This window comes from Ensifer adhaerens, from assembly GCF_020035535.1.
Classification (GTDB): domain Bacteria; phylum Pseudomonadota; class Alphaproteobacteria; order Rhizobiales; family Rhizobiaceae; genus Ensifer.
Genome location: NZ_CP083349.1, coordinates 831,431 through 854,631, shown reverse-complemented (window position 1 = coordinate 854,631; position 23,201 = coordinate 831,431). Strand labels below are relative to the sequence as shown.

The window sequence follows — 23,201 nt, the reverse complement described above, 5'->3', positions numbered from 1 at the left end:
CCTCTTCCTGGGCGGTTTTTCAATTATGCTCAATCTGAGCATAATTGAACCAAAACAAAAGCGGCAAAGCCGCATGGGTTGATTTAGAAAGTTTTGTGACAGAATTCAAGAATGGAGCGCTGTTTTTCGCAGCGCCCCAGTTTGCACATGCGATCAGGCCATCGCCGGGCGCACTACGCCCTTCTCCGCGATCGGCCAGTGGACGATCGCCGCAAAGATGCCAAGCGCCACGCCGAGCCACCATACCGGATCGTAGGAACCGAAGTGGTCGTAGAGGTAGCCACCCATCCAGACGCCCAGGAACGAACCGACCTGGTGCGAGAGGAAAACGATACCGCCGAGCAGACCGAGGTGCCGCGTGCCGAACATGATGGCGACCAGCGCATTGGTTGGCGGCACCGTAGAAAGCCAGAGCAGGCCCATGACGATGGCAAAGACGACAACCGAGGTGGGAGTCTGCGGCAGCAACAGGAAGGCCGTGACCGCCACCGAGCGCGCGATATAGATCAGCGCCAGGAAATAGGGCTTCGAGTAGCGCTGGGCGATGAAGCCTGCCGACAGAGAACCGATGATGTTGAAGAAACCGATCAGCGCCAACGCAATCACCGCATAACGCGCATCGATGCCGATATCTCCAATATAGGCCGGGAAGTGCGCGGTGATGAAGGCAACCTGGTAGCCACAGACGAAGAATCCGGAAACGAGCAGCAGGTAGCTCTTGTGACCAAGCGCCTCCTTCAGCGCCTCGCCGATCGACTGCTTGTACTGCGCCTCACTCTGGCGGCCGGAGGAAGCGTTGCCGCGCAGCGGGATCGCAAAGAACGGTACGAGCAGCATGAGGATGCCGAGATAGACCAGGCTATCCGACCAGCCATAGGCGGAGATGAGCCCCTGGCTCAGGGGCGCGAACAGGAACATGCCGGCCGAGCCCGCCGCCGTGCAGATGCCGAAGGCGAGCGATCGCTGATGCGGCGTGACATTGCGGGCAAAGGCGGAGAGCAGGATGCCGAAGGAGCCGGAGCCAACAGCCATGCCGACGAGCACGCCGCCGCCGATGTGCAGCCAGATCGGCGCATTGGCAAAGGCCATGATGAACAGGCCCGCAGCATAGAGAAGGCCCGACATGGCCAACACCCGCCAGGTACCGAACTTGTCCGCGATCGCGCCGAAGAAGGGCTGGCTCAGGCCCCAGCAGAGGTTCTGCAGCGCCATGGCAAGGCCGAAGGTCGTCCGGTCCCAGCCCGTGTCGGCAAGCATCGGCAGCTGGAAAAAGCCCATCGCCGAGCGCGGGCCGAAGGTGAGCATCGCGACGACCGAGCCGGCCGCAATGATCAGCCAGGGCATCTCCTGACGGGCACTGGACGGCGCGGATGCTCCGGAAACAGCGGACATGGAATCTCTCCGATTGATGGAGCGCGATCCTAGGCGGCTGCTAAAACAGATAAAAGCCAATTAAATTGACGCCGCAATCACCGGAATTGATCTCTTGATCAAGCGGCGCTGCGGAACCGGTCGCGAAACGCTCGGGGCGTCATGCCCTTGGCCGCCTTGAACTGGCGATTGAAGTTGGCAAGCGAACGATAGCCGACGGCATCGGCGATATGGGCGATGGAGCGCGCCGAACCACTGAGCAGCGCGCAAGCCTCGCCGATCCGCAGCCGCATCAGATACTCCGAAACGGGCATGTTGAGGTGGCGCAGGAACAGGCGATGCAGGCCGGAAAGGCTGAGCGCGGCCAGATCAGCGAGTTCGTCCATCGACGGGTTTTCGGCGTAGTGCAGGTGGATATGGTCGAGCACCCGGTCGAGGCGGCCGCGGTCGACCGATCGGCCCGACGGTGTGACGACCCGGGTCGACAGCGGTGTGACCGCCTGCTCGCGCGCCAGGATCGTCAGCATCGACAGGACGTCCGGCAGGCGCTCCTCCGGCGCCAACTGGCGCAACCCTTCGAACAGCGGGCGCACGCGCACTGCCACGTCCGGCGTGAACTGCAACCCCGGGGCCGAACGCTCGAACATCGCCTTGACGCCGGCGAGTTCGACGAAGCCCTCCTCCAGGCGCTCCACCCATTCCGGATGGAACCAGAGCACCAGCGCCACGTGCGGTTCGGCCTCGTCGACTTTGCCGGCGGAGTGCCAGGTGTGTGGGAGATTGGAACCAACCAGCACGAGGTCGCCGTCGTCATAGGCGCCGATATGGTCGCCGATGAAGCGCTGGCCGCGCGAGTTGAGCGTCAGCGTCAGTTCGAACTCGGGATGATGGTGCCATTGGAACGGGATGGCATCGTCGAGCCGACGGTCGAGCAGGATCGATGAGGCATTGGTCGGCCTCGAGATCTTCTGCAAAACAGCCTTCATGTTGCACCGCTCTCCCCTTCGAGGCCAGAATAGTATCAATTCTAGCAGGCTGCGTGCAACAGTAGCACCGGCGAAAGGGTTAGTTTTCTCCATCACCAATCAAACGTCTTGAGGCGAGGAGATACCCATGCAGCCACTCAGAGACAGCCACCCGACTGCGACCCATCTCGACATTCAACTGAAGGACATCCGGAAGCGTCTGCCGTTGCGCGTGCTTTCGGAAGCGGACTGGCAGCACTGGGTCACCAAGGGCTACGTCATCGTCCGCCAGGCGGTGCCGGCGGCCAGTGTCGAGCGGCTCGTCGAGCTGCTCTGGCACTTCGACGAGAAGGATCCGAGCGATCCTTCGACCTGGTATGCACCGCAGCGGCGCGAACACAAGATGAAGGAACTCAACAACACCGGCATGCTGGAGATCTACAATCACCAGTATCTCTGGGACAATCGCCAGGAGCCGCGCATCTACGGCGCCTTCGTCGATATCTGGGACCGCGAAGACCTCTGGGTGACGATCGACCGCGCCAACCTCAATCCGCCGAAGAAGATCAAGGGCAATCCCAACGGCTTCATTCATTGGGACGTCGACACCTCGATTCGGCCGCTGCCGATCGGCGTCCAGGGGGTACTGAGCCTGAAAAAGCAGGACGGCGACGTCGGCGGCTTCCAGTGCGTGCCGGAACTGTTCGAGAACTTTGAAAGCTGGGAGAAGACTCAAGCTGCCGATCGCGACCCGATGCACCCAGACATGACCGGTCTCTCAACCGTCAACATCGAGATGGAAGCCGGCGACCTGATGATCTTCAACAGCCTGCTTGCCCACGGCGTTCGGCCCAATCACTCCGATGGCCGCGTGCGCATGGCGCAATACATCTCGATGCATCCGGCGGAATGGGAGAATGTCGCCGAGCGCGAAGAGCGGGTGCGGCTGTGGCGCGAACTCGATCACCCGAAGCGCGACGCCTTCCCCGGCGATCCGCGCGAATGGGAGAAGCACAACGCTTCCGCCGCCAGCCTCTCAGATCTCGGCGCCAAGCTTCTCGGCATCACACCCTGGGCGTGAGAGCCAAGCAAATCCAGGAAAAGTGCGAAACGGTTTTCCGTCCGGAGTTGCTTCTGAACTAAGCCGAAGCCCGCACCTTCATCGGCCAGCGCTCGCCGCGTCGGCCGGTGACCTTGACCTCGTCACCGAGCTTCACGGTGCCTTCGCTGCGCGGCACCGCATTCCAACCGAAGAGCACGCCGGGCACACGCCGGTCAGAGGACATGCGCTTTTCCGCGAGCCCCTGGATCGGGTTGCCGCCGATGCGCTCGCCGGTGATCTGATCCTGCGTGGTCATGATGCAGCGGGCGCAGGGCTTCACGAGATCGAAGCGGATGCCGCCGATCTCAACGTTCTCCCAGAAATCTTCTTCCCAGGCATCGTCGCAATCGACGAGGATATTCGTCCGGAAGCGATCCATGCCGACCGGTTGCTGACCCTTTTCGGCCAGCGTCCGGTTGAGGTCGGCAAGCGATCCGGTCGTGGTGATCAGGATCGGGAAGCCATCCGCAAAGCCGACGGGCGCCGCAGTGCCCGCCCATTCGGCGCCGACGAGCCGTTCGGCCGAAGCATCCATGTGGGCGAGCCTGACCGGGCGGCCAAACCATGCGGACAGAACCCCGTCTGATGCGTCGTCCGAAACGGCGGCGTCTACCTCGCTGCCCCAAACGACCACGTTCAGCCGGCGGTCGGGATCGAAGCGGACAGAGATCTCCTTCTCGCCCATCCTCAGATGCACACCGCCATCGATGTGGCTCGCCTCGACCTGCGCCAGTGCCTGCAATTCGCGTTGCGTGATGAAGCGCCCGTCCGGTTCGATCAGCATGAAGCGCCGGTCACCCTCGACACCATCGAAATTGACGGAGATCGCGTCCCGGGCGATGGCACGGCCGCTCTTCAGCGGATGAATGTTGAGGCCAGTCACCTTCATGGCAATTCCTTCATCTTCAAAAATTGATTCAAGCGCCTGACGGTCCGATTCACAGCGCCGCCATAATCCGTTGAAAGGATTAGATTTCGTCGAGCATCATGGCAAGCACATCGCGCAACCGCTGCTCGCGCTCCGTCGCCAGCCGGCGGCCAGCCTCGGTCTTGAAGCCATCGGCCAGCCGGAAGAGCTTGGTCTCGAAATGATCGATGGCAAAAGCCTTGTCATCGAGCGCCCGCGCTTCCGCCAACGGATCGAGCGGGTCATAGAGGCCGCTCCCCATGCGCCCGGCGATATAGAAGCAGCGGGCGGCGCCGACCATGCCGATCGCATCCAGCCGATCGGCATCCTGAAGGATCCGCGCCTCCAACGTCTCCGGCTCGATATTTGCCGAGAAACTGTGCGTCAGGATGGCATGCGCCACCGCGGCTGTTTCTTCCGCATCCCAGCCAAGCTCCCGCAGAATGCCGGTCGCCTTTTCCGCCGCCAACCGCGACGCCTCAGTGCGCAATGGAGAATTCTTTTCCACCGAGACGCAATCATGCAGCAGCACCGCAGCGGCGAGCGAACGCGGATCGCCGCCCTCTTCCGCCTGGATGCGCGCAGCATTCTTCCAGACGCGGATCAGATGCGCGGCATCGTGCGATCCGTCATCGGCGGCAAAGGCATGCGGCAACAGCACCGCGGCGAGATCCTCATGCGGCGCGAAGGCGGCCGCCAGTTTCGAAATGCGAGTCATGGTGTCCTATTGCTGCTCGGCAGAACTTGTCGGCACCGTTGATGCGACGCCGACACCGGAAAGAATCTTCTGATAGAAGAGTCCTATCCCGATCAATACCCCGCCAAGTCCGATGAAGGACAGGGCCCGCAGGAAACCTTCGAGGTTGGACATGTCGATCAGGAACACCTTCAGCACGGCGACGAAGACGAGAACGGCCGAGGCAATGCGGATGCTCTTGGCGTGGAAGCGCGAGCCGAGCACGAGCAACAGCACGCCGAGCAGCAGCCAGACGACCGAATAGGTGTAGGTCTCGCCCTGCAGGAAGCCCTTCCAGTCCGCGATGTTTTCCCCCTGCCAGACACGGCGGACCGTGAGACTTGCCCAGGCGAAGGCGAGAACCGCGCCGCTGACCGCAAGCGCCATGACATAGGGCAAGGGCCGCTTGTCGCGCGCATACCAGGCGAGCCCCGCATAGCCGAGCCCTGGCAGCAAATAGCCGATCAAGAGCAGATCGAAGAATGGGATATGGCCGAGAAGTTCCCCGCTGAAATAGGGGTTGAGGCCAAGAAGATGCGCAGAAAGCACCGACAGCATCGAGAGCACGCCGAGGCCCATGCCGCCATAGCGGAAAACCGGGCTCGGCGACTTCAAATCGAGGCTCATGAAAATGGCCGAGGCACCGATTGCCAGCAGCGTGTAGATCGACTGCTCGCCGAGTGTCGGCACCGCGCTGTCGAGCACGCCGCCGTTCATCGCATGACGCACCAGGATCGCGAGCGTCAACAGCACGAAGAGGCTGGCAAGCGCCTGTAAAAGGTTGCGCACCCGCGTGCCAGGCCAGGATCTCAGGAAGTAGGCGGAGCCCGCAAGCAGCACCGCAGGTATGCCGTAGCCCGGCAAGAGTGCGTTGAAGACGGGCGTGGTGCCGAGATTGCCTGCGCCAACGATCGTCGGTTCCCAAGCGATGCGCCCGAGAACGACAACGGCCGCCGCACCGGTCATCCAAGGCAGGATCGGCCAGGTGCGGATGCGGGTCGCGAGCGCATAGGCCGTTCCGAGCACCGCAATCGCAAGCGTCGTCACGAGCCCGTCCGTCCAAGCATGAAGCGTGAGGACGAAGAACGCGAACGAGCCGGCCACCAGCAGTCCGGCCGCCGTTTCGCGCGCCTCCACCTCGCCGTCGCGGCGGTAGAGCCAATCCGCCAGCCCAAGCAGCGCGGCCCCGGCGACGAGCGAGAACAGGCCGTGCGGCAGGTCGAAGGCATAATTGCCGGTCATCACGAACGACATGGCGGTAAGCGCGATCGGGACGATCGCGGCAATTCCTGCCCAGAGCGTCGAATATTGCGGATGAGTGACGAGACGGCGCGACAGCACGAAGCCGCCGAGCACGACGAACAGCGCCGCAAGCAGCATTGCCGTGATCATGGCCGTCCGCCCGGGCAGCACGATCGTCGGCAGGGCGTCGGCCAGTGAGGGATCGAGATAGGCGAGCACGCCGCTCAGCGCCGTCAGGCTCCAGACGCCGGCGACAGCGCCGACCGCCGAAAGCGCGGCGGGGTAGACCGCCGTCGGCCGCCATGCCCCAAGGGCTGCCAGCGCCGCAATGACGACGGCAAATTCCGCCACCGGATATTTGACCGCGGCCACCGCCGGGCTGATGAGGAGGAGCGCAAGCACCGTTGCGGTGATCGCCGCGGAAATGGAGATCGCCGCATGCGCCGGGATAAAGAGCCGCTCCCATGGTCCGGCAACGGCACCGCGTCGCTCCGCTCCTTCGGGCACTTCGGGCGCCGGCGCCGGCGCCGTGGCACCGGGCCAGATGAGGCCGGTACCAACGATCATCACCAGCAGTGCGAACGCGACCGGCAACGGCTCGAATGGCGAGGTCGCGGCGATGTAAGCCAGCCCCCACAGCCCGATGCCGATATTGGCCAAAGTCGGAACCACGGTCCAGCTGCGCAGCCGCGAGGCAGAAAGCGTCGCCAGCCAGACGACCGAGAGAAAGCCGAAAAGCACCCAGGGGCGCGGCTCGCCGCTCGAGACCAGCGCCGGCGTTGCGAGCGAGGCAAGCAGGCCGAGGCCGGCGAGCGCCTGCCCGTGCAGCAGCGACAGGCCAACGGTCGCCAGCGAAATCGCGGCCAGCAGCACGAATGCCGTACCTGTGCCGATATAGCCGTAGATGCCGTAGGCCGCATAGGCGACCCCGAAGAGAGTGACGGCACCGGCGGCAGTCAGGATGCCGGGGATCATCGCATTCTGGAATTCATTGGCGATCACGGGCACCGCGCGCCTGCGGATGACCTCGCCTGCCGCCATCAGCAAGAGGCCGAAAAGGGCAGCGAGCGTCAGGCGAACCGCGGGGCTCAAGAGACCGGCATCGATCGAATATTTGACCATGAAGACGCCGCCGAGCGCGAGCGCGATGCCACCGACCCAGACGGCCCAACGCGCGCCGAGACGGCTTTCCAGGCTTTCGGTCTGACGGGGCGCCGCCGGAACCGGCTGTGGCGCTTCCGTGCTGGCAACAATCGTCTCTTCGACTTCGATATCCGCCGCCTTCTCCTCGCCACCGAAGATGCGGGCGCCCTCGGCCGCGCTGGCCGCTAGGTCGCCGCCGGTATCCTCGACCGTCTCCGGTTCCACCGGCAATTCGGGCGCGGCTGCCAGCTCTTCGCTCGTTGATTCGCCATGAATGCCTTCGCCCGAAGAGGCCTTCAGCCTTGCGACCTCCGCCTTCAGCGCGGCGATTTCGGCCCCCAGTCGCTCGGCCGTCTTGCGACCGCCGGCGAAGGCGGAAAGAGCGAGGATAAAGGCAACAAAGGCAAAGAGTTCGAACATGTATTCCCCTGACGGTCGCACTGGCGTGCTCGGCGCAACCATACAAACTTTTGCGCGGTCACCAAATCCATAGACGTCCGAGCGCTGTAATCTCTTCACGGAAATGTCGCAGAACTGTCACCGGGCAGCTGGTACAGGCGGATGAACACCGCTGTCTCGCGCGGTGGTTTCCATCGTTCAACAGGAGACCCGATCATGGACAAGCATCTCGCCCAGACGGAAGAGACCGAATTCAAGACGCTGACGGAACGCAGGGAAGAGCTGGAAGACATCGGCCACAACTGTTCCACCAACCCGACGATGGGCGACATCATCCATCGCCGCTTCTCGCGCCGCTCCTTCATCGGCGGCTCGCTCGCAGTCGCCGCGATCTCGACGACGGTCAGCCCGCTCGCTCTCCTGACTGCTGACGAAGCACGCGCCGAGGAAGGCTCGCGCTTCGACTTCACCGAGATCGAAGCCGGCGTCGACGAGAAGCACCATGTCGCCGAAGGGTATGACGCGGATATCCTTTTGCGCTGGGGCGACAAGATCTTCGCCGACAGCCCGGAGTTCGACCCGAAGAACCAGACGGCCGCCGCCCAGGAAAAACTCTTCGGCTACAACAACGACTATGTCGGCTTCATCCCGCTCGAGGGTAGCGCCGACCACGGCCTCCTGGTCGTCAACCACGAATATACCAATGCCGAGCTGATGTTCCCGGCCTTCGCCAGCGTGGTGAAGGAAAAGGTAACCAAGGACGGCAAGGAGGTCGAAGAAGAGAAGGTCGTTCTCGGCGAGTATACCAAGGAACTGGTCGACATCGAGATGGCGGCACACGGAGGCACGATCATCGAGATCCGCAAGGTCGACGGTAAGTGGCAGCCGGTACTCGACGGCAAGAACAACCGTCGCATCACCGTCAACACCGCGATGCAGATCACCGGCCCGGCCGCCGGTCACGACCGCCTGAAGACGCCGTCCGACCCGACCGGAAAGAAGGTGTTCGGCACGCTCAACAACTGCGCCGGCGGCGTCACCGCCTGGGGCACCTACATGATGGCCGAAGAAAACTTCAACGGCTATTTCGGCGGCGAGATCGCCGAGGACCATCCGGAATACAAGCAGCTGAAGCGCCTGGGCGCACCGGGCGGCCAGTACGAATGGGCGTCCTTCTACGACCGGTTCGACGTTTCCAAGGAGCCGAACGAAGCCAATCGTTTCGGCTGGATCGTCGAAGTCGACGCGCTGGATCCGACGTCCGTGCCAAAGAAGCGCACCGCCCTAGGCCGCTTCAAGCACGAAGGCTGCGAATCAATCGTCAACAAGGACGGTCGCGTCGTGCTCTATTCCGGTGACGACGAGCGCTACGACTATGTCTACAAGTTCGTAACCAAGGGCACCTTCAACCCTGACGACCGCGCCGCCAACATGGACCTCTTCGACGAGGGCACGCTCTATGTCGCCAAGTTCGACGAAGACGGTACCGTCACCTGGATGCCGCTGACGCACGGCGAGGGCCCGCTGACCGAAGCCAACGGATTTGCCTCGCAGGCCGACGTGCTGATCAACACCCGCCTTGTCTCCGACGCGCTTGGTGCCACCAAGATGGACCGTCCGGAAGACGTCCAGCCGAACCCCAAGACGGGCAAGGTCTACGTGATGCTGACCAACAACACGAAGCGCAAGGCAGAAGAAGTCGACGCCGCCAACCCGCGCGCCAAGAACGCCTTCGGCCACATCGTCGAGATCACCGAAACCGATGGCGACTTTGCCTCGCTGAAGAGCCGCTGGGACGTGCTCCTGAAGTGCGGCGACCCTGCTGTTGCCGAGGTCGGCGCCTCGTTCTCGACCGCGACCACCAAGAACGGCTGGTTCGGCATGCCCGACAACTGCGCGATCGACACCGACGGCCGCCTCTGGGTTTCGACCGATGGCAACAATGAGAAGGACACCGGCCGCGCCGACGGCATCTGGGCGATCGACACGGATGGCGCCGCCCGCGGCACGTCGAAGCTCTTTTTCCGCGTTCCTGTTGGCGCCGAAATGTGCGGCCCCTGCTTCAACCCGACCTCGGACACCTTCTTCCTCGCCGTCCAGCACCCGGGCGACGCTGGCCTTGCAACTTACGAGACGCCGGCCACACGCTGGCCGGACTTTAGGGACGACATGCCGGTTCGCCCGGCGGTCGTCGCCGTCACCAAAAAGGGCGGCGGACGGATCGGCTGACAAGAGCCGCGATCAATGAGAGCAGCGCCGCGCGCATCGCATCGCGCGGCGTCTTCTTTTCTGGTTTTAGCGCCGCAGATTGTCGATCGGAAAGATCGCGCAAGTCTCGGTGCCATGGGCCAGCAGTTTGCCGTTGACGTCGCGCAGCCAGGCTTCGGACGTCGCGATCGTGCGACCGCGATGGACGATACGCCCCTCGCAGAAGACTTCGCCCGTGCCCGGAAGCAACGGCCGCACGAGGTTCACCTTGAACTCGACGGTCGTATAGGCTTCGCCCGGTTTCACCGTGGTGAAAACCGCGCAGCCGAGGGCAGAATCCATGATCGTCGCCGTCCATCCACCATGCACCGTGCCGAGCGGATTGAGATGCTCCTCGGTCGGCAATCCCTTGAAGACAACCCGGCCCTCCTCCACTTCGCTTAGCCCGAACTTCAATGTCTTCGACATCGGTGGGGCCGGCAGGTCGCCGCTCAACAGGTCCTGCATCGCCTTGAGGCCGCCATCACGGGCGACGCGGTCGAGCGACAGGACGCCGATACCGGATACGGACATGCCGGGATACAGTTCTTGAACCATTCGATACTCCTGGGGATTGGAATCAGGCGGCGGAGGACTGCGTTTTCAGCGCCTTGAGCGCCGCATGGACGAAGCCGTCGCGCGCCGAGGAAACATCGAGGCCGCGCGGCTCGTAGACATGGCGATTGAGGAAGAAGGCGGTCAGGCGGAAGGCGGCGGCAAGACTGTCGTGATCTGCAGCCCTTCGCGCTTCGGCCGAAAGGAAATCTGGCAGCGCCAGCATGCGGTCGGCATAACGCTCTCCCGCCTCCCGGCAGACCGCCCTGCCCGATTTCGGCGAGACGTAGACGAGTTCGGTGCGGGTGCCGGTTGCCACGCATTCCGTGAGATCGAGCCCGAAGCCGAGGTCGTTGAGCACCGCAAGTTCGAAGCGCACGAACAATTCGCCGGCATCGGCGGGATCGGCGAGATGATCGACAATGACCGTCAGCGCCTCATAGAGATGCGGATGCGGGTCACGCTCGGGAAGCAGCCGCAGGAGCGCTCCGAGCGCCTGGATACCGTAGACCGAAGTCGCCGTCTCCATCAGACGGGCGGCGCGCAGTTCCACAGGTTCGATGCGGAATTCGCCCATATGCTCGTCAAGCCGGGCGCGCCAGGTGACTTCCACCGAATTGCCCGGCTGCAGAACCGGCTGCATCATGCGCGAGCGACCCGAGCGCACCATGCCGAGATGTCGGCCGTGGGTAGCGCTCATAACCTCCACGATGGCCGAGCTTTCGCCGTGCCGCCGGATCCCGAGAATGATGGCCTGATCGCTCCATTGCATGGCTATGGCATACACCCGCGATAGAAAGCGGATCAAGCGATCTTGCAGGGGTGGGCATCCGGGTGACTGTCGCCTTTCGGCCACACTCGCTGGTTGCCTCATTTGCGACATGCTGTCGCCGCCCCGACGCCGTCTTTGACATTAGAACGGAAGGGCGGCAAAAGCCGTGCCTCCCGCCCAAAAGACAATCAGCAGGATAAAAATTTCATTATGTGTGTGTCCCGGAACAGCGCCGGCCGCCTGGCGCAGCTCTTCGCCCTTCTTCTCGCCACCTCGACGCTCGCTAGTTGCGTCACCACCTCGGGGCCGGCCAAGCCGAAGGGGCCGGATCCATACTATGTGGCGATGTACGGGCCGCTGCCGAATGAAAAATTCCCGCTGGATGCGATCGACATCAGCAAGGTCGACAAGCGCTATCTGCGCCAGCAGGTCGCCTACCAGACGCACGAGCCGCCGGGCACGATCATCATCGACACCCAGAACCGGTTCCTCTATCTCGTGCAGGATGGCGGCATGGCGATGCGCTACGGCATCGGCGTCGGCAAGGCCGGCCTGGAGTTCGAAGGCGAAGCGCGCATCGCGCGCAAATCCGAATGGCCGCGCTGGACGCCGACGCAAAGCATGGTCGAACGCGAGCCTGAACGCTACGGCCCGCTTGCTGGCGGCATGGAACCGGGCGTGCGCAATCCTCTCGGGCCGCGCGCGCTCTACCTTTTCCAGGGCAACCGCGACACGCTGTTCCGCATCCACGGCACCACCGAGGCCTGGTCGATCGGCAAGGCGGTGTCGAGCGGCTGCATCCGCCTCTTCAATCCCGACATCATTGACCTCTACAGCCGCGTGCCGCTCGACTCACGCGTCGTCGTGCTGCAGACGGAACCGCCGATGACCGAGCCGGCCGGCGGCATCCCGATGGCAAGCGCTGCCAATGGCGGCCTGCCGCCGGTCTACTGATACCTGCTCGGCGGAATGCCGGGCGCGCCTACCAGGCGTCCGGCGTCCGCACCATGTGGACGATGTTGGCCGGGTTCATGATCCAGCCGCCGCGAAAGCCTTCGCCAAGATCTTCTACCGCATCACAGCGCACAACGCCGCTCGTGGCGAGATGATCCAGCGCGCCCACATGGTCATCGGTAAAGAGTTCGAGCCAGACCTCGGCCTGGCTGAAATTCGACGCCTCGTCGATCCAGAGCTGGTTGGGACCTAGCTTGAAGCCGATGGCCGGCAGCTTTTCCTCGATGGGCTCGAGACCGACCGTGTCGCGATAGAAGGCGATGACCGCCTCGTATTGATGCGAGGGGACCTTCACGGCGATGTTGATGCCACCTGTGATTTTCGTCATGGCGCAATCTCCTATTGCCGCTCGACGCCTGCCGACGCGGCTTACTGTTTATGTTTAGTTGTCGATGATTTCGCGCCTGGATCCGGAGCGGAAAGCCAGGTGCGTGGGCTCAGGCTTGCGGTTCGAGCGCCGGCTTGCCTGAGAGTTCGCTGAGGTAATAGCCCTGGCGCAGGTTGATTCCGTATTCGAGCCAGGCCTTCATGCAGGCCAGCATCTGCGACCAACCTTCGCAGTTGATATAAGATCCCTTTTGCCCCTGCTCGTTCTCGCGCCATCCCTTTTCGGCGATCGTCACCATGGTGGCGCCGTCATCCAGCGACTGGAAGCGCATTTCGACGCTGGTCTGGTAGGGCTCCTCGCCCTTGGCGACCGTGGCGCCCCAACGAAAGACGATACGCTCGTTCTGCTCGACCGCCTCGACCTGGACCGGCACCTCCCCCCACCACTTGACCGTTGCCCCTGCGACCAGGGGGCCGCTGATGCCTCCAAGGGTGACGAAATAGCGGCTGAGCTGATCCGGATTGACGACGGCATCGAAGACCTGGGCGACCGGGCGATCGATCCGTCCATTCACACGGAATTCGAAGGGCATCTGACGTTCCTCCTATTGAGCCAAAACAGAATATGTTATAAAAAAATAACATGTCAACCGATTCGAAAGACGATCTCGTTTTCAAGGCCTTGGCCAACAGCCTGCGGCGACAGATGCTCGACGCCATGAAGCACGCGCCGCAGACCACCGGCATGCTCTGCGAGCAATTCGGCAACCTTGACCGCTGCACCGTCATGCAGCATCTGAAGGTGCTGGAAGAGGCGGAACTCGTGCTTGTCCGGCGCGAGGGTCGCGAGCGCTGGAACCATTTGAACGCTTTGCCGATCCAATCCATTCACGACCGCTGGATCAGCCAATATGCGGGACACGCGATGTCGGTACTTTCCGCCCTGCAACAGGGGTTGACCCGACCGTCGGAGTGACGGTTTCGACTTTCCATCGCCCGGCTTTCTTCGTAAGAACGCCCTGACAACACAATTTGGGGACATTCGTCGTGCGTTACCTCATCACCGGCACCGCGGGCTTCATCGGCTTTCATCTCGCCAAGCGATTGATCGACGAAGGGCATTTCGTGGTCGGCTTCGACGGCATGACGCCCTATTACGACGTGACGCTGAAGCAGCGGCGGCATGAAATCCTGGCGCGTTCGAACGGCTTCAAGGCTGTCGTCGGCATGCTCGAAGACCGCGCAGCGCTCAACCATGCGGCAGAGATTGCCGAGCCGGAGGTCATCATCCACCTCGCGGCCCAGGCCGGCGTTCGCTACAGCCTCGAAAATCCGAAGGCCTATGTGGATTCCAACCTGGTCGGCTCCTGGAACGTCCTGGAATTGGCGCGGGAGCTCGGCCCCAAGCACCTGATGCTGGCTTCGACGTCCTCGATCTATGGCGCCAACGAGAAGATCCCGTTTGCGGAAACCGATCGCGCCGACGAGCCGATGACACTCTATGCGGCCACCAAGAAATCAGCGGAACTGATGGCGCACAGCTATGCGCATCTCTACAAGGTTCCGACCACTGCCTTTCGCTTTTTCACCGTCTACGGGCCTTGGGGGCGGCCTGACATGGCGCTGTTCAAGTTCGTCGACGCCATCCACAAGGGGCAGCCGATCGACATCTATGGCGAAGGCCGCATGAGCCGCGACTTCACCTATATCGACGACCTCGTCGAAGGCATCCTCCGGCTCTCGTATGTGGCCCCGGCCGAAGAGAACCGCGTGCCTGCCGAAAAGGCCGAAGACACGCTGTCGCGCCAGGGGCCTTTCCGGGTGGTCAACATCGGCGGCGGCCAGCCGGTCGAACTGATGACATTCGTCGAAACGGTCGAGAAGGCCGTCGGCAAGCCGGCGCTGCGCAACATGCTGCCCATGCAGCAGGGCGATGTGCCGCGCACCTACGCCTCCCCGGACCTCCTGGAGGCCCTGACCGACTTCAAACCCTCGATACCGGTGGAAGAAGGCGTGGCACGCTTTGCCGCCTGGTATGAGGAATATTACAATGTCGGCGGAAAAGCCGGACCCTCGGCCCCGCAAGCATAAGGGCGTGCCAACCAGCATGGTTTCCACGTTCACGAACAAGAGCTCGCCAGACAACAAAGGAAAGAGCCAATGAAAATCACGATGATCGGCGCAGGCTATGTAGGCCTCGTTTCCGGTGTGTGTTTTGCGGATTTCGGTCACGATGTTGTCTGCCTCGACAAGGATGAGAGCAAGATCGACGCCTTGATGCAGGGGCGTATTCCGATCTTCGAACCCGGCCTCGATCAATTGGTGGCCAGCAACGTCGCCTCGGGCCGTCTGTCGTTCACCACCGATCTCGTTTCGGCCGTCGCCGACAGCGACGTCATCTTCATCGCCGTCGGCACCCCTTCCCGCCGTGGCGATGGCCACGCCGACCTCTCCTACGTGCATGCGGCGGCGCGCGAGATCGCCGTGAACCTCCAGGGCTTCACCGTCATCGTCACCAAATCCACCGTTCCGGTCGGCACCGGCGACGAGGTCGAGCGCATCATCCGCGAAACCAATCCGGATGCTGATTTCGCCGTCGTCTCCAATCCGGAATTCCTGCGCGAAGGCGCGGCGATCGAGGACTTCAAGCGGCCCGACCGCATCGTCATCGGTGTTGCCGATGATGACGCGCGGACTCGTGACGTCATGACCGAAGTTTACCGGCCGCTCTATCTCAACCAGTCGCCGCTGGTCTTCACGTCGCGCCGCACCTCCGAGCTGATCAAGTATGCCGGCAACGCCTTCCTGGCGATGAAGATCACCTTCATCAACGAGATGGCGGATCTTTGCGAAAAGGTCGGCGCCAATGTGCAGGACGTCGCCCGCGGCATCGGCCTCGACGGCCGCATAGGCTCGAAGTTCCTGCATGCGGGACCGGGATACGGCGGCTCGTGCTTCCCGAAGGACACGCTGGCCCTGGTCAAGACCGCACAGGACCATGATGCGCCCGTCCGTCTCGTGGAGACCACGGTTGCGATCAACGACAACCGCAAGCGGGCAATGGGCCGCAAGGTGATTGCGGCGGCCGGCGGCGACGTGCGCGGCCACAAGATCGCGATCCTCGGCCTCACATTCAAGCCGAACACCGACGACATGCGCGACAGCCCGGCGATTGCCATCGTGCAGACGCTGCAGGACGCCGGCGCCCACATTGTCGGCTACGACCCGGAAGGCATGGACAACGCCCGGAAGATCATCGACGGTATCGACTATGCGAGCGACCCCTATGAGGCGGCCAACGAAGCCGATGCATTGGTGATCGTGACGGAATGGAACGAATTCCGCGCGCTCGACTTCCGCCGGCTGAAGTCGGCGATGAAGACGCCTGTGCTCGTCGACCTCCGCAACATCTACCGCCAGGACGAAGTTGCCAAGCACGGCTTTGCCTATTCCAGCATCGGCCGGCCCCTCTGAGGGGCTTTGGCCGACGCGACGGAAAGAAGCGAACGGGACCGCGCGCCGATTATGCTTTTGGAATGGGTAGCGGCGGCAGAGCTTCCCAACTCTTGCCGGCAAGGATGACGCAGCTTCGGCCATTGACGTCGGTGACGATCAACGTCCAGCTGCCGTTGTCGGCCGCATAGACTTCCATGATCGCCTGGGGATTGATCTGCGCTGTTGCAGCCGGCTTTTCCCGGTATTGACGAGCCAGAAACTCGATCACCTCGGATCGATTGGCGCAGTTTATCGGGGCCTGCGAAACTGCGGGGACCGGACGCGCCGTCACCCCGGCCGCCAAGAGGGCGGCCAGCGCCAAGCCGCGGATCGCCTTGCGTACCATCACGCAACTCCTTTCACCGGACGCCCGGCGGAGGAGGAGTTTCCGCTGACCTTTTCCGCCGTAGATCCGGCTGCTCCATCGGCACACTGCCCACAAACTGCGCAGGTGCCACGATCGAAGAAGTATGGCGGAAAGCCGTGATTATTACAATTATCTAAATTATAGACCGGTGATCAGGGGCGCCGGAGCGCCCCTTGCGCAAATGTTGCTATTTGCGCTTCATCGCCTCCATCAGCGCCGCACCAAAGGCGCCTTGTGACGGCGCCTGCGGCTTCTGCTGGCGCATGGGCGCGCCGCGGTTGCCTGCGTTGGGTGCGCTACCCCGGGCCTCGCGGCCTGACTCTGCGCCACCATCCTTCCGCATCGTCAGGCCGATGCGCTTGCGGGGGACGTCCACCTCGGTGACGCGCACGGTCACGACGTCCCCGGCCTTCACTACTTCGTGCGGGTCCTTGACGAAACGATCGGCGAGCTGGGACACGTGAACGAGACCATCCTGGTGTACGCCGATATCGACGAAAGCGCCGAAGGCCGCGACGTTGGTGACGGTGCCTTCGAGCTGCATGCCGACCTTCAGGTCCTTGATGTCGTCTACGCCCTCGGCAAAGGTCGCGGTCTTGAAGCTCGGGCGCGGGTCGCGGCCCGGTTTTTCGAGTTCGGCGAGAATGTCCTTCACGGTCGGCAGTCCGAACCGTTCGTCGACGAAGGTTCGCGGATCGAGCTGCTTCAGCGCGACACTATCGCCCATCAGCGCACGGACATCGCGGCCGCAGGCGGCGACGATCTTCTTGGCGACGCCATAGGCTTCCGGATGGACGGACGAGGCGTCGAGCGGCTCCTTGCCGTTGGGGATGCGCAGGAAGCCTGCGCACTGTTCGAAGGTGCGTGCGCCGAGCCGCGGCACATTCAAGAGTTCCTTGCGGCTGCCAAACGGCCCGGTCGCGTCACGATGTGCGACGATCGCTTCGGCGGAAGATTTGCCAAGACCGGACACACGGGCGAGCAGCGGGGCTGAAGCCGTGTTGACGTCGACGCCGACGGCATTCACCGCGTCTTCCACCACCGCATCGAGCGACCGGCTGAGCTTCGACTGGTCGACATCGTGCTGGTACTGGCCAACGCCGATCGACTTCGGCTCGATCTTCACAAGCTCGGCCAGCGGGTCCTGCAGGCGGCGGGCGATCGAGACCGCGCCGCGCAACGAAACGTCAAGGCCCGGGAATTCCAGGGCAGCCGTTTCGGAGGCCGAGTAAACCGAGGCGCCGGCTTCGGAAACGATGACCTTGGTCGGCTTCGGCGCCGGCAGCTGCTGGAGCATGTCGGCGACGAGCTTTTCGGTCTCGCGGCTGCCGGTACCGTTGCCAATCGCGATCAGTTCCACGTTATGCTTGCGGACCAACGAAGCGAGTTCGGCCTGCGTTCCGCGGATGTCGTTTTTCGGCGGGAACGGATAGACGGTCGTCGTTTCGAGCAGCTTTCCGGTGCCATCGACCACCGCGACCTTGACACCGGTGCGGATGCCCGGATCGAGCCCCATCGTTGATCGCGATCCCGCGGGAGCGGCAAGCAAGAGATCCTTGAGATTACGGGCAAAGACGTGGATCGCCTCTTCCTCGGCGCGCTCGCGCAGTTCGCGCATCAGGTCGAGCGACAAGGACATGGAGAGCTTCACCCGCCAGGTCCAACCGATCATCTCCGAGAGCCACTTGTCACCTGGCAGATGGGCGCCGACATTGTAGGCGGCGGCGATCATCCGCTCGACGGGCTTTACCGGCGAGGTATCGTCCTGGTCGACGATGATATCGACGGAGAGCACCTCTTCGTTCCAGCCGCGCAGCATCGCCAGGGCGCGATGGCCGGGCGTGGTCGCCCAACGCTCGGAATGGTCGAAGTAATCCGAAAACTTGGCGCCGGCCTCCTGCTTGCCGTCGACGACCTTGGCGCGCAGGAACGCGGCGCCCTTCATGTGATTGCGCAGGCGACCGAGCAGATCGGCGTTTTCAGTCATGCCTTCGGCGATGATGTCGCGCGCACCATCGAGCGCCGCCTTCACATCGACCACCTCGGCCGTGAGAAACGCCGTTGCACGATCGGCGGGCGCGACGGCGCGATCGGCAAGGATGGCTTCGGCCAGCGGTGCGAGACCGCGCTCTCGGGCGATCTCCGCCTTGGTGCGACGCTTCGGCTTGTAGGGCAGATAGATGTCTTCGAGCTCCGCCTTGGTCTCGACGGCGGCAATCTTGGCTTCGAGTTCGGCGGTCAGCTTGTCCTGTCCGCGGATCGACTCGAGGATGGATGCGCGACGCGCCTCGAGTTCGCGCAGATAGGTCAACCGCTCCGACAGCACACGCAGTTGCGTATCATCGAGCCCGCCGGTCACTTCCTTGCGGTAGCGCGCGATGAACGGCACCGTTGCCCCCTCGTCCAGCAGCTCGACAGCGGCTGTGACCTGCGAAGGTGCCGCCTTGATTTCACTGGCGATGATGGCGGCGATGAATTTAGCGGGGCTGGCCATGGGCAATTCCGTCTTTCCTGCAGCGCTTCGAAGCGCTGCACGTTTTGTCCTTGGATCGGAGCTGATCTAAGGAAACTGGCAGTCGTTTGGTCGGCGACCATAAAGGCGCAGAGCTTCGAGGCCAAGTGAAGGCCTTCGGAGGAAATTCCGAACTCCACAGAAGATGGGAGGTGGCCATCCCGTGCCGGGCTGGGGCGACAGGGGATGGCTTGTGGATCAGACTGCGATTGCAGCCGGTTCGATATGTTCTTCCGGCTCCGCCTCATCCCAATTGTTGACGGGCTCGAGCGGCGGCCGGCGCTTCTCGAACTCGATTAACTGCCGCTCGCGCTCCTCGATGTAGCCGCGCGACACGGGTACGGCTTCGAGTGACGGCGAGAGCTGAAGCTGGAAGATGAAGTGCTTGTCGTAGAGGAAGGCCGTTTCGGAGGCCGCCAGATAGAACTCCCACATGCGGAAGAAGCGCTCGTCATAGAGCCGCGCCGCCTCTTCGCGCCGTGCGACGAAACGCTCCCGCCAGGCCCGCAAGGTCCACGCATAGTGCATCGGCAGGATCTCGATATCCTTCACGAGCAGGCGCATCCGCTCGACCGAAGGCAAAACCTCGGAGAGAGCCGGAATGTAACCACCGGGGAAGATGTATTTTTCGATCCATGGATTGGTCGCCCAGGGCTTGTAGACCTGGCCGATAGAATGCAGCAGCATGACGCCTTCCGGCTTCAAAAGCTCCTTCATCTTGTTGAAGAAATTGCCGTAGTTGCCGATGCCGACATGCTCGAACATGCCGACCGAGACGATGCGATCGAATTGCCGGCCCTGCAGGGTTCGGTAGTCCTGCAGTTCGAAGCGGACTCGATCGGAAAGCCCGCGCCTGGCGGCACGATCACGCGAAACCTTGAGCTGCTCTTCACTGAGGGTGATGCCGGTGACTTCGACACCGGAGGATTCGGCCAGATACATGGCCATTCCACCCCAGCCTGAACCGACTTCAAGCACTTTCTGTCCCGGCTCCAGCAGTAGCTTTGCAGCGATGTGTCGCTTCTTTGCAAGCTGGGCCGCATCGAGCGAGATACCGCGCGGTTGGAAATAGGCGCAGGAGTATTGCCAGTCCTCATCGAGGAACAGATTGAAGAGCTTGCGATCGAGATCGTAGTGATGCGCAACGTTGTGCCGGTTGCGATTGACAGGCAGCCGGCTTCGCACCTGCTGACGCAAGACATGCTGCAAGGTCATCAGCGAGTTGGAAAGCGTTGCCGCATTCTCCAGGCCATTGGTTTTTACGATCGACAGCACGTCGAAGATGTCACCTTTTTCAATGACGACGCGCCCATCCATATACATTTCACCAAAGCGAAGGCCAGGGTCCTGGACGATCGCCTTTTCCGCCTCCGCATCGACTATGCGGATCGTTGCCGGTTTTCCGGTGCCGTCACCCAAGATGACCTGTTTGCCGGAAGAAAAAAACACCGTCAGATTGCCGATGCGCACAAGACGGCGAAGCAAAGTCAACAATGCTGCATTCATTTCCCACCCCTACCAGACCTACATACGTGTTCTGGCGCACGAGAGATGCGAAGGGTCGGCTCTTTCGGGGCTTCCGGGGGTTGCGCGAGCGCGCATGGGGAACAGATGCGCCCGTCCGGAAGCGGCGAGAACCGGCTCGGGCGTGGCCTCACGGGCATCCAGCGGGCGCGTCTCGCAACTCGTGCTTGCGCTGCCGGAAATTCGTCAGGCCAGCCGCCATCGGGCTCCTATCCATCAGAACTTCCATTAATTTAGGAACGTTCGACCGATTGGCAATGGGCTCTTTGTGGCCCCTCATAAATTTGTTTCCTTAGCAAATGCTGAGGTGGCCCTATGCGCCGACGACCCCTCGCCCCGTCAGGCGGGCGCGATCATGCGGGCGATCGAAATCCAGCGTCGGGCCGGCGGGAACGATGCGGGTCGGATTGATGTGGGCAATCCCGTAGTAGCCGCGCTTGATGTGATCGATGCGCACGCTCTCGCGGATACCCATCCACTGGTAGATTTCACGCAAATAGTTCGACAGCGCCGGATAATCCTCGATCCGGCGAATATTGCATTTGAAGGCACCATGATAGGCCGCATCGAAGCGAACCAGGGTGACAAACAAGCGGATGTCGGCTTCGGTCAGGTACTCGCCCGCGAGATAACGGTTAACCGCCAGGTGCGCCTCGAGGTCGTCGAGCATGCCGAAAAGGCTTGCCACCGCCTCATCATAGGCCTCCTGCGTCTTGGCAAAGCCGGATCGATAGACACCGTTGTTGACGCGTTCATAGATCGGCCCATTCCAGCGATCGATGTCGCTCCGGAGCGCCTGCGGATAGAAATCGAGCCGGTTACCTGTCAGGTGATCGAAGCCCGTGTTCAGGATGCGGATGATATCGGCCGACTCGTTGTTGACGATCCGCCCCTCGCGCATGTCCCAGAGAACCGGTACCGACACCTTGCCGGTATAGGTCGGGTCGCTCGCCACGTAGAGTTCGTGATGGAAGCGGATCTTGCCGACACGCTCCCCGGCATCGACCGGCTCGTCATAAACCCAGCCGTCCTCTCCGAGCACCGGATTTGAAACCGTCAGACCGACAATGTTCTGCAGCCCTTTGAGATTGCGGAAGGCGGTCGTGCGCGAGGCCCAGGGGCAGAGGTAAGAAACGAACAGGCGGTAGCGCCCGGCCTCGGCCGGCACGGCCGGCTGGCCATCCGGTCCTGGGCTGCCATCCGGCGTGATCCATCGATGAAAGCGCGTCGGCTCCCGGTGGAACGCGCCGCCCTTCATCTCGCTGGCCGCAACGTCGCCCTTGACCCATTTTCCCTCGACCAGCTGCGGCATCTCTCTTCTCCGGATCGCAAAATCAGCGACCGCTACGTCTCACAGGGCTCAGCTAAGGGTCAATCGCGCGCGCGGGTGACACATTGTTCGCAATCCGCGACACGCACGCGAAACGTGCACGATCATCGTCGCGCCACATTGTCGGGCAATCCCGATTGCAAGAGGAGAATCGGGATGAAGAAAGCCCTTGCCGCTATCGTGCTGTTTGCTGCCGTCGTCTGGGCGATGAACACGTCGATGTTTGTCACGCCGCCGGCAGGCACGGCGAAACTGCTTGCACATCGCGGCGTTCACCAGACCTATTCGAAGGCAAATGTCGGCAAAGACACCTGTACGGCAACGATCATCGACACGCCGCAGCATCCCTATCTCGAAAACACCATCGCCTCGATGCAGGCTGCCTTCGATGCCGGGGCCGACGTCGTCGAACTCGACGTGCATCTCACCCCGGACAAACAGTTCGCCGTCTTCCACGACTGGACACTCGACTGCCGCACCGAGGGCAAGGGCGTGACCGAGGAAACGCCGATGGCGATGCTGAAATCTCTCGACATCGGCTACGGTTACACCGCCGATGGCGGCACGTCTTTCCCGTTCCGCGGCAAGGGTGTCGGCCAGATGCCGACGCTGGATGAAGTGCTGGCGGCCTTCCCCGACCGCAAGTTCCTGGTCAACTTCAAGAGCCGGCGCGCAGAGGAAGGCACAGCACTCGCAACACTGATCGAAGCGCAGCCGCAATGGCGACAGGCGGTGTTCGGGGCCTATGGCGGCGAGGAGCCGACCCACGAGACGCTCAAGCGCCTGGAAGGGATGCGCGGCTATGACCGGACATCGACGATGGCGTGCCTGACGCGCTATCTCGGCTTTGGCTGGACGGGCCTGATGCCGGAGGCCTGCCGCAACACCCTCATCGTTGTGCCCGGCAATTATGCGCAATTCCTCTGGGGCTGGCCGGATCGTTTCGCCGAACGGATGGAAGCGGCGGGCAGCGAGATCATCCTGCTCGGCCCCTATCACGGTGGCGATTTCACCACCGGGATCGATACGATGCAGGACCTGGAATTGGTCCCGCCGGGGTTTTCCGGCTACATCTGGACCAACCGTATCGAGATGATCGGTCCGGCACTGGGAAAACGGCAGGTCGCTGAGGCCATGGCGGACTGAGGCAGCGTACGGCTTGCCCCTTGCCCGCATCGAGCCTATGGCTTCGA

20 protein-coding genes are annotated in these 23,201 nt (G+C 62.6%); 7 read left to right on the top strand and 13 right to left on the bottom strand.

Translation table 11 applies throughout. From position 1 onward, the window contains the following. Positions 1–153: 153 nt before the first annotated feature. Both LAC81_RS04145 and LAC81_RS04140 read right to left on the bottom strand, forming a co-directional pair. Positions 154–1,392, bottom strand: coding sequence for an MFS transporter (locus tag LAC81_RS04145; RefSeq protein ID WP_223726834.1), 1,239 nt, complete (start codon positions 1,390–1,392; stop codon positions 154–156). Between the two features lie 98 nt (positions 1,393–1,490). Then, on the bottom strand, positions 1,491–2,357 hold the full coding sequence (locus LAC81_RS04140) for a helix-turn-helix domain-containing protein (RefSeq protein ID WP_223726833.1): 867 nt from the start codon (positions 2,355–2,357) through the stop codon (positions 1,491–1,493). A gap of 127 nt (positions 2,358–2,484) precedes the next feature. On the opposite strand from LAC81_RS04140, the gene LAC81_RS04135 reads away from it, so the two are divergent. Further along, positions 2,485–3,417 carry a phytanoyl-CoA dioxygenase family protein gene (locus tag LAC81_RS04135; RefSeq protein WP_223726832.1) on the top strand — a complete coding sequence of 311 codons (933 nt, stop codon included), beginning with the start codon at positions 2,485–2,487 and terminating at the stop codon, positions 3,415–3,417. A 58-nt stretch (positions 3,418–3,475) separates the two neighbouring features. Here LAC81_RS04135 and LAC81_RS04130 read toward each other — a convergent pair whose 3' ends face one another. The 3 genes from LAC81_RS04130 to LAC81_RS04120 form a co-directional block, all read right to left on the bottom strand. Then, positions 3,476–4,327 carry an MOSC domain-containing protein gene (locus tag LAC81_RS04130; RefSeq protein ID WP_223726831.1) on the bottom strand — a complete coding sequence of 284 codons (852 nt, stop codon included), beginning with the start codon at positions 4,325–4,327 and terminating at the stop codon, positions 3,476–3,478. Positions 4,328–4,406: 79 nt separating this feature from the next. After that, entirely contained in the window at positions 4,407–5,063 is a 657-nt protein-coding gene (locus LAC81_RS04125) for an HD domain-containing protein (RefSeq protein WP_223726830.1), read from the bottom strand. A gap of 6 nt (positions 5,064–5,069) precedes the next feature. Further along, positions 5,070–7,886 (bottom strand): DUF2339 domain-containing protein, encoded by a 2,817-nt coding sequence (locus tag LAC81_RS04120; protein ID WP_223726829.1) that lies wholly within the window; start codon positions 7,884–7,886, stop codon positions 5,070–5,072. A gap of 195 nt (positions 7,887–8,081) precedes the next feature. Between LAC81_RS04120 and LAC81_RS04115 the strand changes: the two genes are divergently transcribed. Continuing rightward, entirely contained in the window at positions 8,082–10,094 is a 2,013-nt protein-coding gene (locus LAC81_RS04115) for a PhoX family protein (protein WP_223726828.1), read from the top strand. Positions 10,095–10,160: 66 nt separating this feature from the next. Here LAC81_RS04115 and LAC81_RS04110 read toward each other — a convergent pair whose 3' ends face one another. Both LAC81_RS04110 and recO read right to left on the bottom strand, forming a co-directional pair. Next, positions 10,161–10,670: a PaaI family thioesterase gene (locus LAC81_RS04110; RefSeq protein ID WP_223726827.1), complete on the bottom strand. Its 510-nt coding sequence runs from the start codon at positions 10,668–10,670 to the stop codon at positions 10,161–10,163. Positions 10,671–10,692: 22 nt separating this feature from the next. Further along, positions 10,693–11,439, bottom strand: coding sequence for a DNA repair protein RecO (recO, locus tag LAC81_RS04105; protein ID WP_223726826.1), 747 nt, complete (start codon positions 11,437–11,439; stop codon positions 10,693–10,695). Between the two features lie 210 nt (positions 11,440–11,649). On the opposite strand from recO, the gene LAC81_RS04100 reads away from it, so the two are divergent. Then, positions 11,650–12,393, top strand: a complete 744-nt coding sequence (locus LAC81_RS04100; RefSeq protein ID WP_223726825.1) for a L,D-transpeptidase — start codon at positions 11,650–11,652, stop codon at positions 12,391–12,393. A gap of 28 nt (positions 12,394–12,421) precedes the next feature. On the opposite strand, the gene LAC81_RS04095 is transcribed toward LAC81_RS04100, so the two are convergent. Continuing rightward, positions 12,422–12,781, bottom strand: coding sequence for a hypothetical protein (locus LAC81_RS04095; RefSeq protein ID WP_223726824.1), 360 nt, complete (start codon positions 12,779–12,781; stop codon positions 12,422–12,424). 109 nt (positions 12,782–12,890) lie between these two features. Next, positions 12,891–13,373: an SRPBCC domain-containing protein gene (locus LAC81_RS04090; RefSeq protein ID WP_113536786.1), complete on the bottom strand. Its 483-nt coding sequence runs from the start codon at positions 13,371–13,373 to the stop codon at positions 12,891–12,893. A gap of 50 nt (positions 13,374–13,423) precedes the next feature. Here LAC81_RS04090 and LAC81_RS04085 point away from each other — a divergent pair, with 50 nt between their 5' ends. The 3 genes from LAC81_RS04085 to rkpK all read left to right on the top strand — a co-directional run bounded on the left by LAC81_RS04085 (position 13,424) and on the right by rkpK (position 16,254). Beyond that, positions 13,424–13,756 carry an ArsR/SmtB family transcription factor gene (locus tag LAC81_RS04085; RefSeq protein WP_223726823.1) on the top strand — a complete coding sequence of 111 codons (333 nt, stop codon included), beginning with the start codon at positions 13,424–13,426 and terminating at the stop codon, positions 13,754–13,756. Between the two features lie 71 nt (positions 13,757–13,827). Beyond that, entirely contained in the window at positions 13,828–14,871 is a 1,044-nt protein-coding gene (locus LAC81_RS04080; protein ID WP_223726822.1) for an NAD-dependent epimerase, read from the top strand. Between the two features lie 69 nt (positions 14,872–14,940). Beyond that, positions 14,941–16,254, top strand: coding sequence for a UDP-glucose 6-dehydrogenase (rkpK, locus tag LAC81_RS04075; RefSeq protein ID WP_223726821.1), 1,314 nt, complete (start codon positions 14,941–14,943; stop codon positions 16,252–16,254). Positions 16,255–16,303: 49 nt separating this feature from the next. Here rkpK and LAC81_RS04070 read toward each other — a convergent pair whose 3' ends face one another. From LAC81_RS04070 to LAC81_RS04055, 4 genes are all read right to left on the bottom strand, one after another. Further along, positions 16,304–16,621, bottom strand: a complete 318-nt coding sequence (locus LAC81_RS04070) for a hypothetical protein (RefSeq protein ID WP_113541504.1) — start codon at positions 16,619–16,621, stop codon at positions 16,304–16,306. Positions 16,622–16,829: 208 nt separating this feature from the next. Next, complete coding sequence (locus tag LAC81_RS04065) at positions 16,830–19,136, bottom strand: Tex family protein (protein ID WP_223726820.1); 2,307 nt, start codon at positions 19,134–19,136, stop codon at positions 16,830–16,832. Between the two features lie 216 nt (positions 19,137–19,352). Then, positions 19,353–20,660 (bottom strand): SAM-dependent methyltransferase, encoded by a 1,308-nt coding sequence (locus tag LAC81_RS04060; protein ID WP_223726819.1) that lies wholly within the window; start codon positions 20,658–20,660, stop codon positions 19,353–19,355. A gap of 331 nt (positions 20,661–20,991) precedes the next feature. Then, a complete protein-coding gene (locus tag LAC81_RS04055) occupies positions 20,992–21,990 on the bottom strand; it encodes a glutathione S-transferase family protein (protein WP_223726818.1) in 999 nt (332 codons plus the stop codon). Positions 21,991–22,164: 174 nt separating this feature from the next. Between LAC81_RS04055 and LAC81_RS04050 the strand changes: the two genes are divergently transcribed. After that, complete coding sequence (locus tag LAC81_RS04050) at positions 22,165–23,154, top strand: glycerophosphodiester phosphodiesterase family protein (RefSeq protein WP_223726817.1); 990 nt, start codon at positions 22,165–22,167, stop codon at positions 23,152–23,154. The last annotated feature ends 47 nt before the right edge of the window (positions 23,155–23,201 follow it).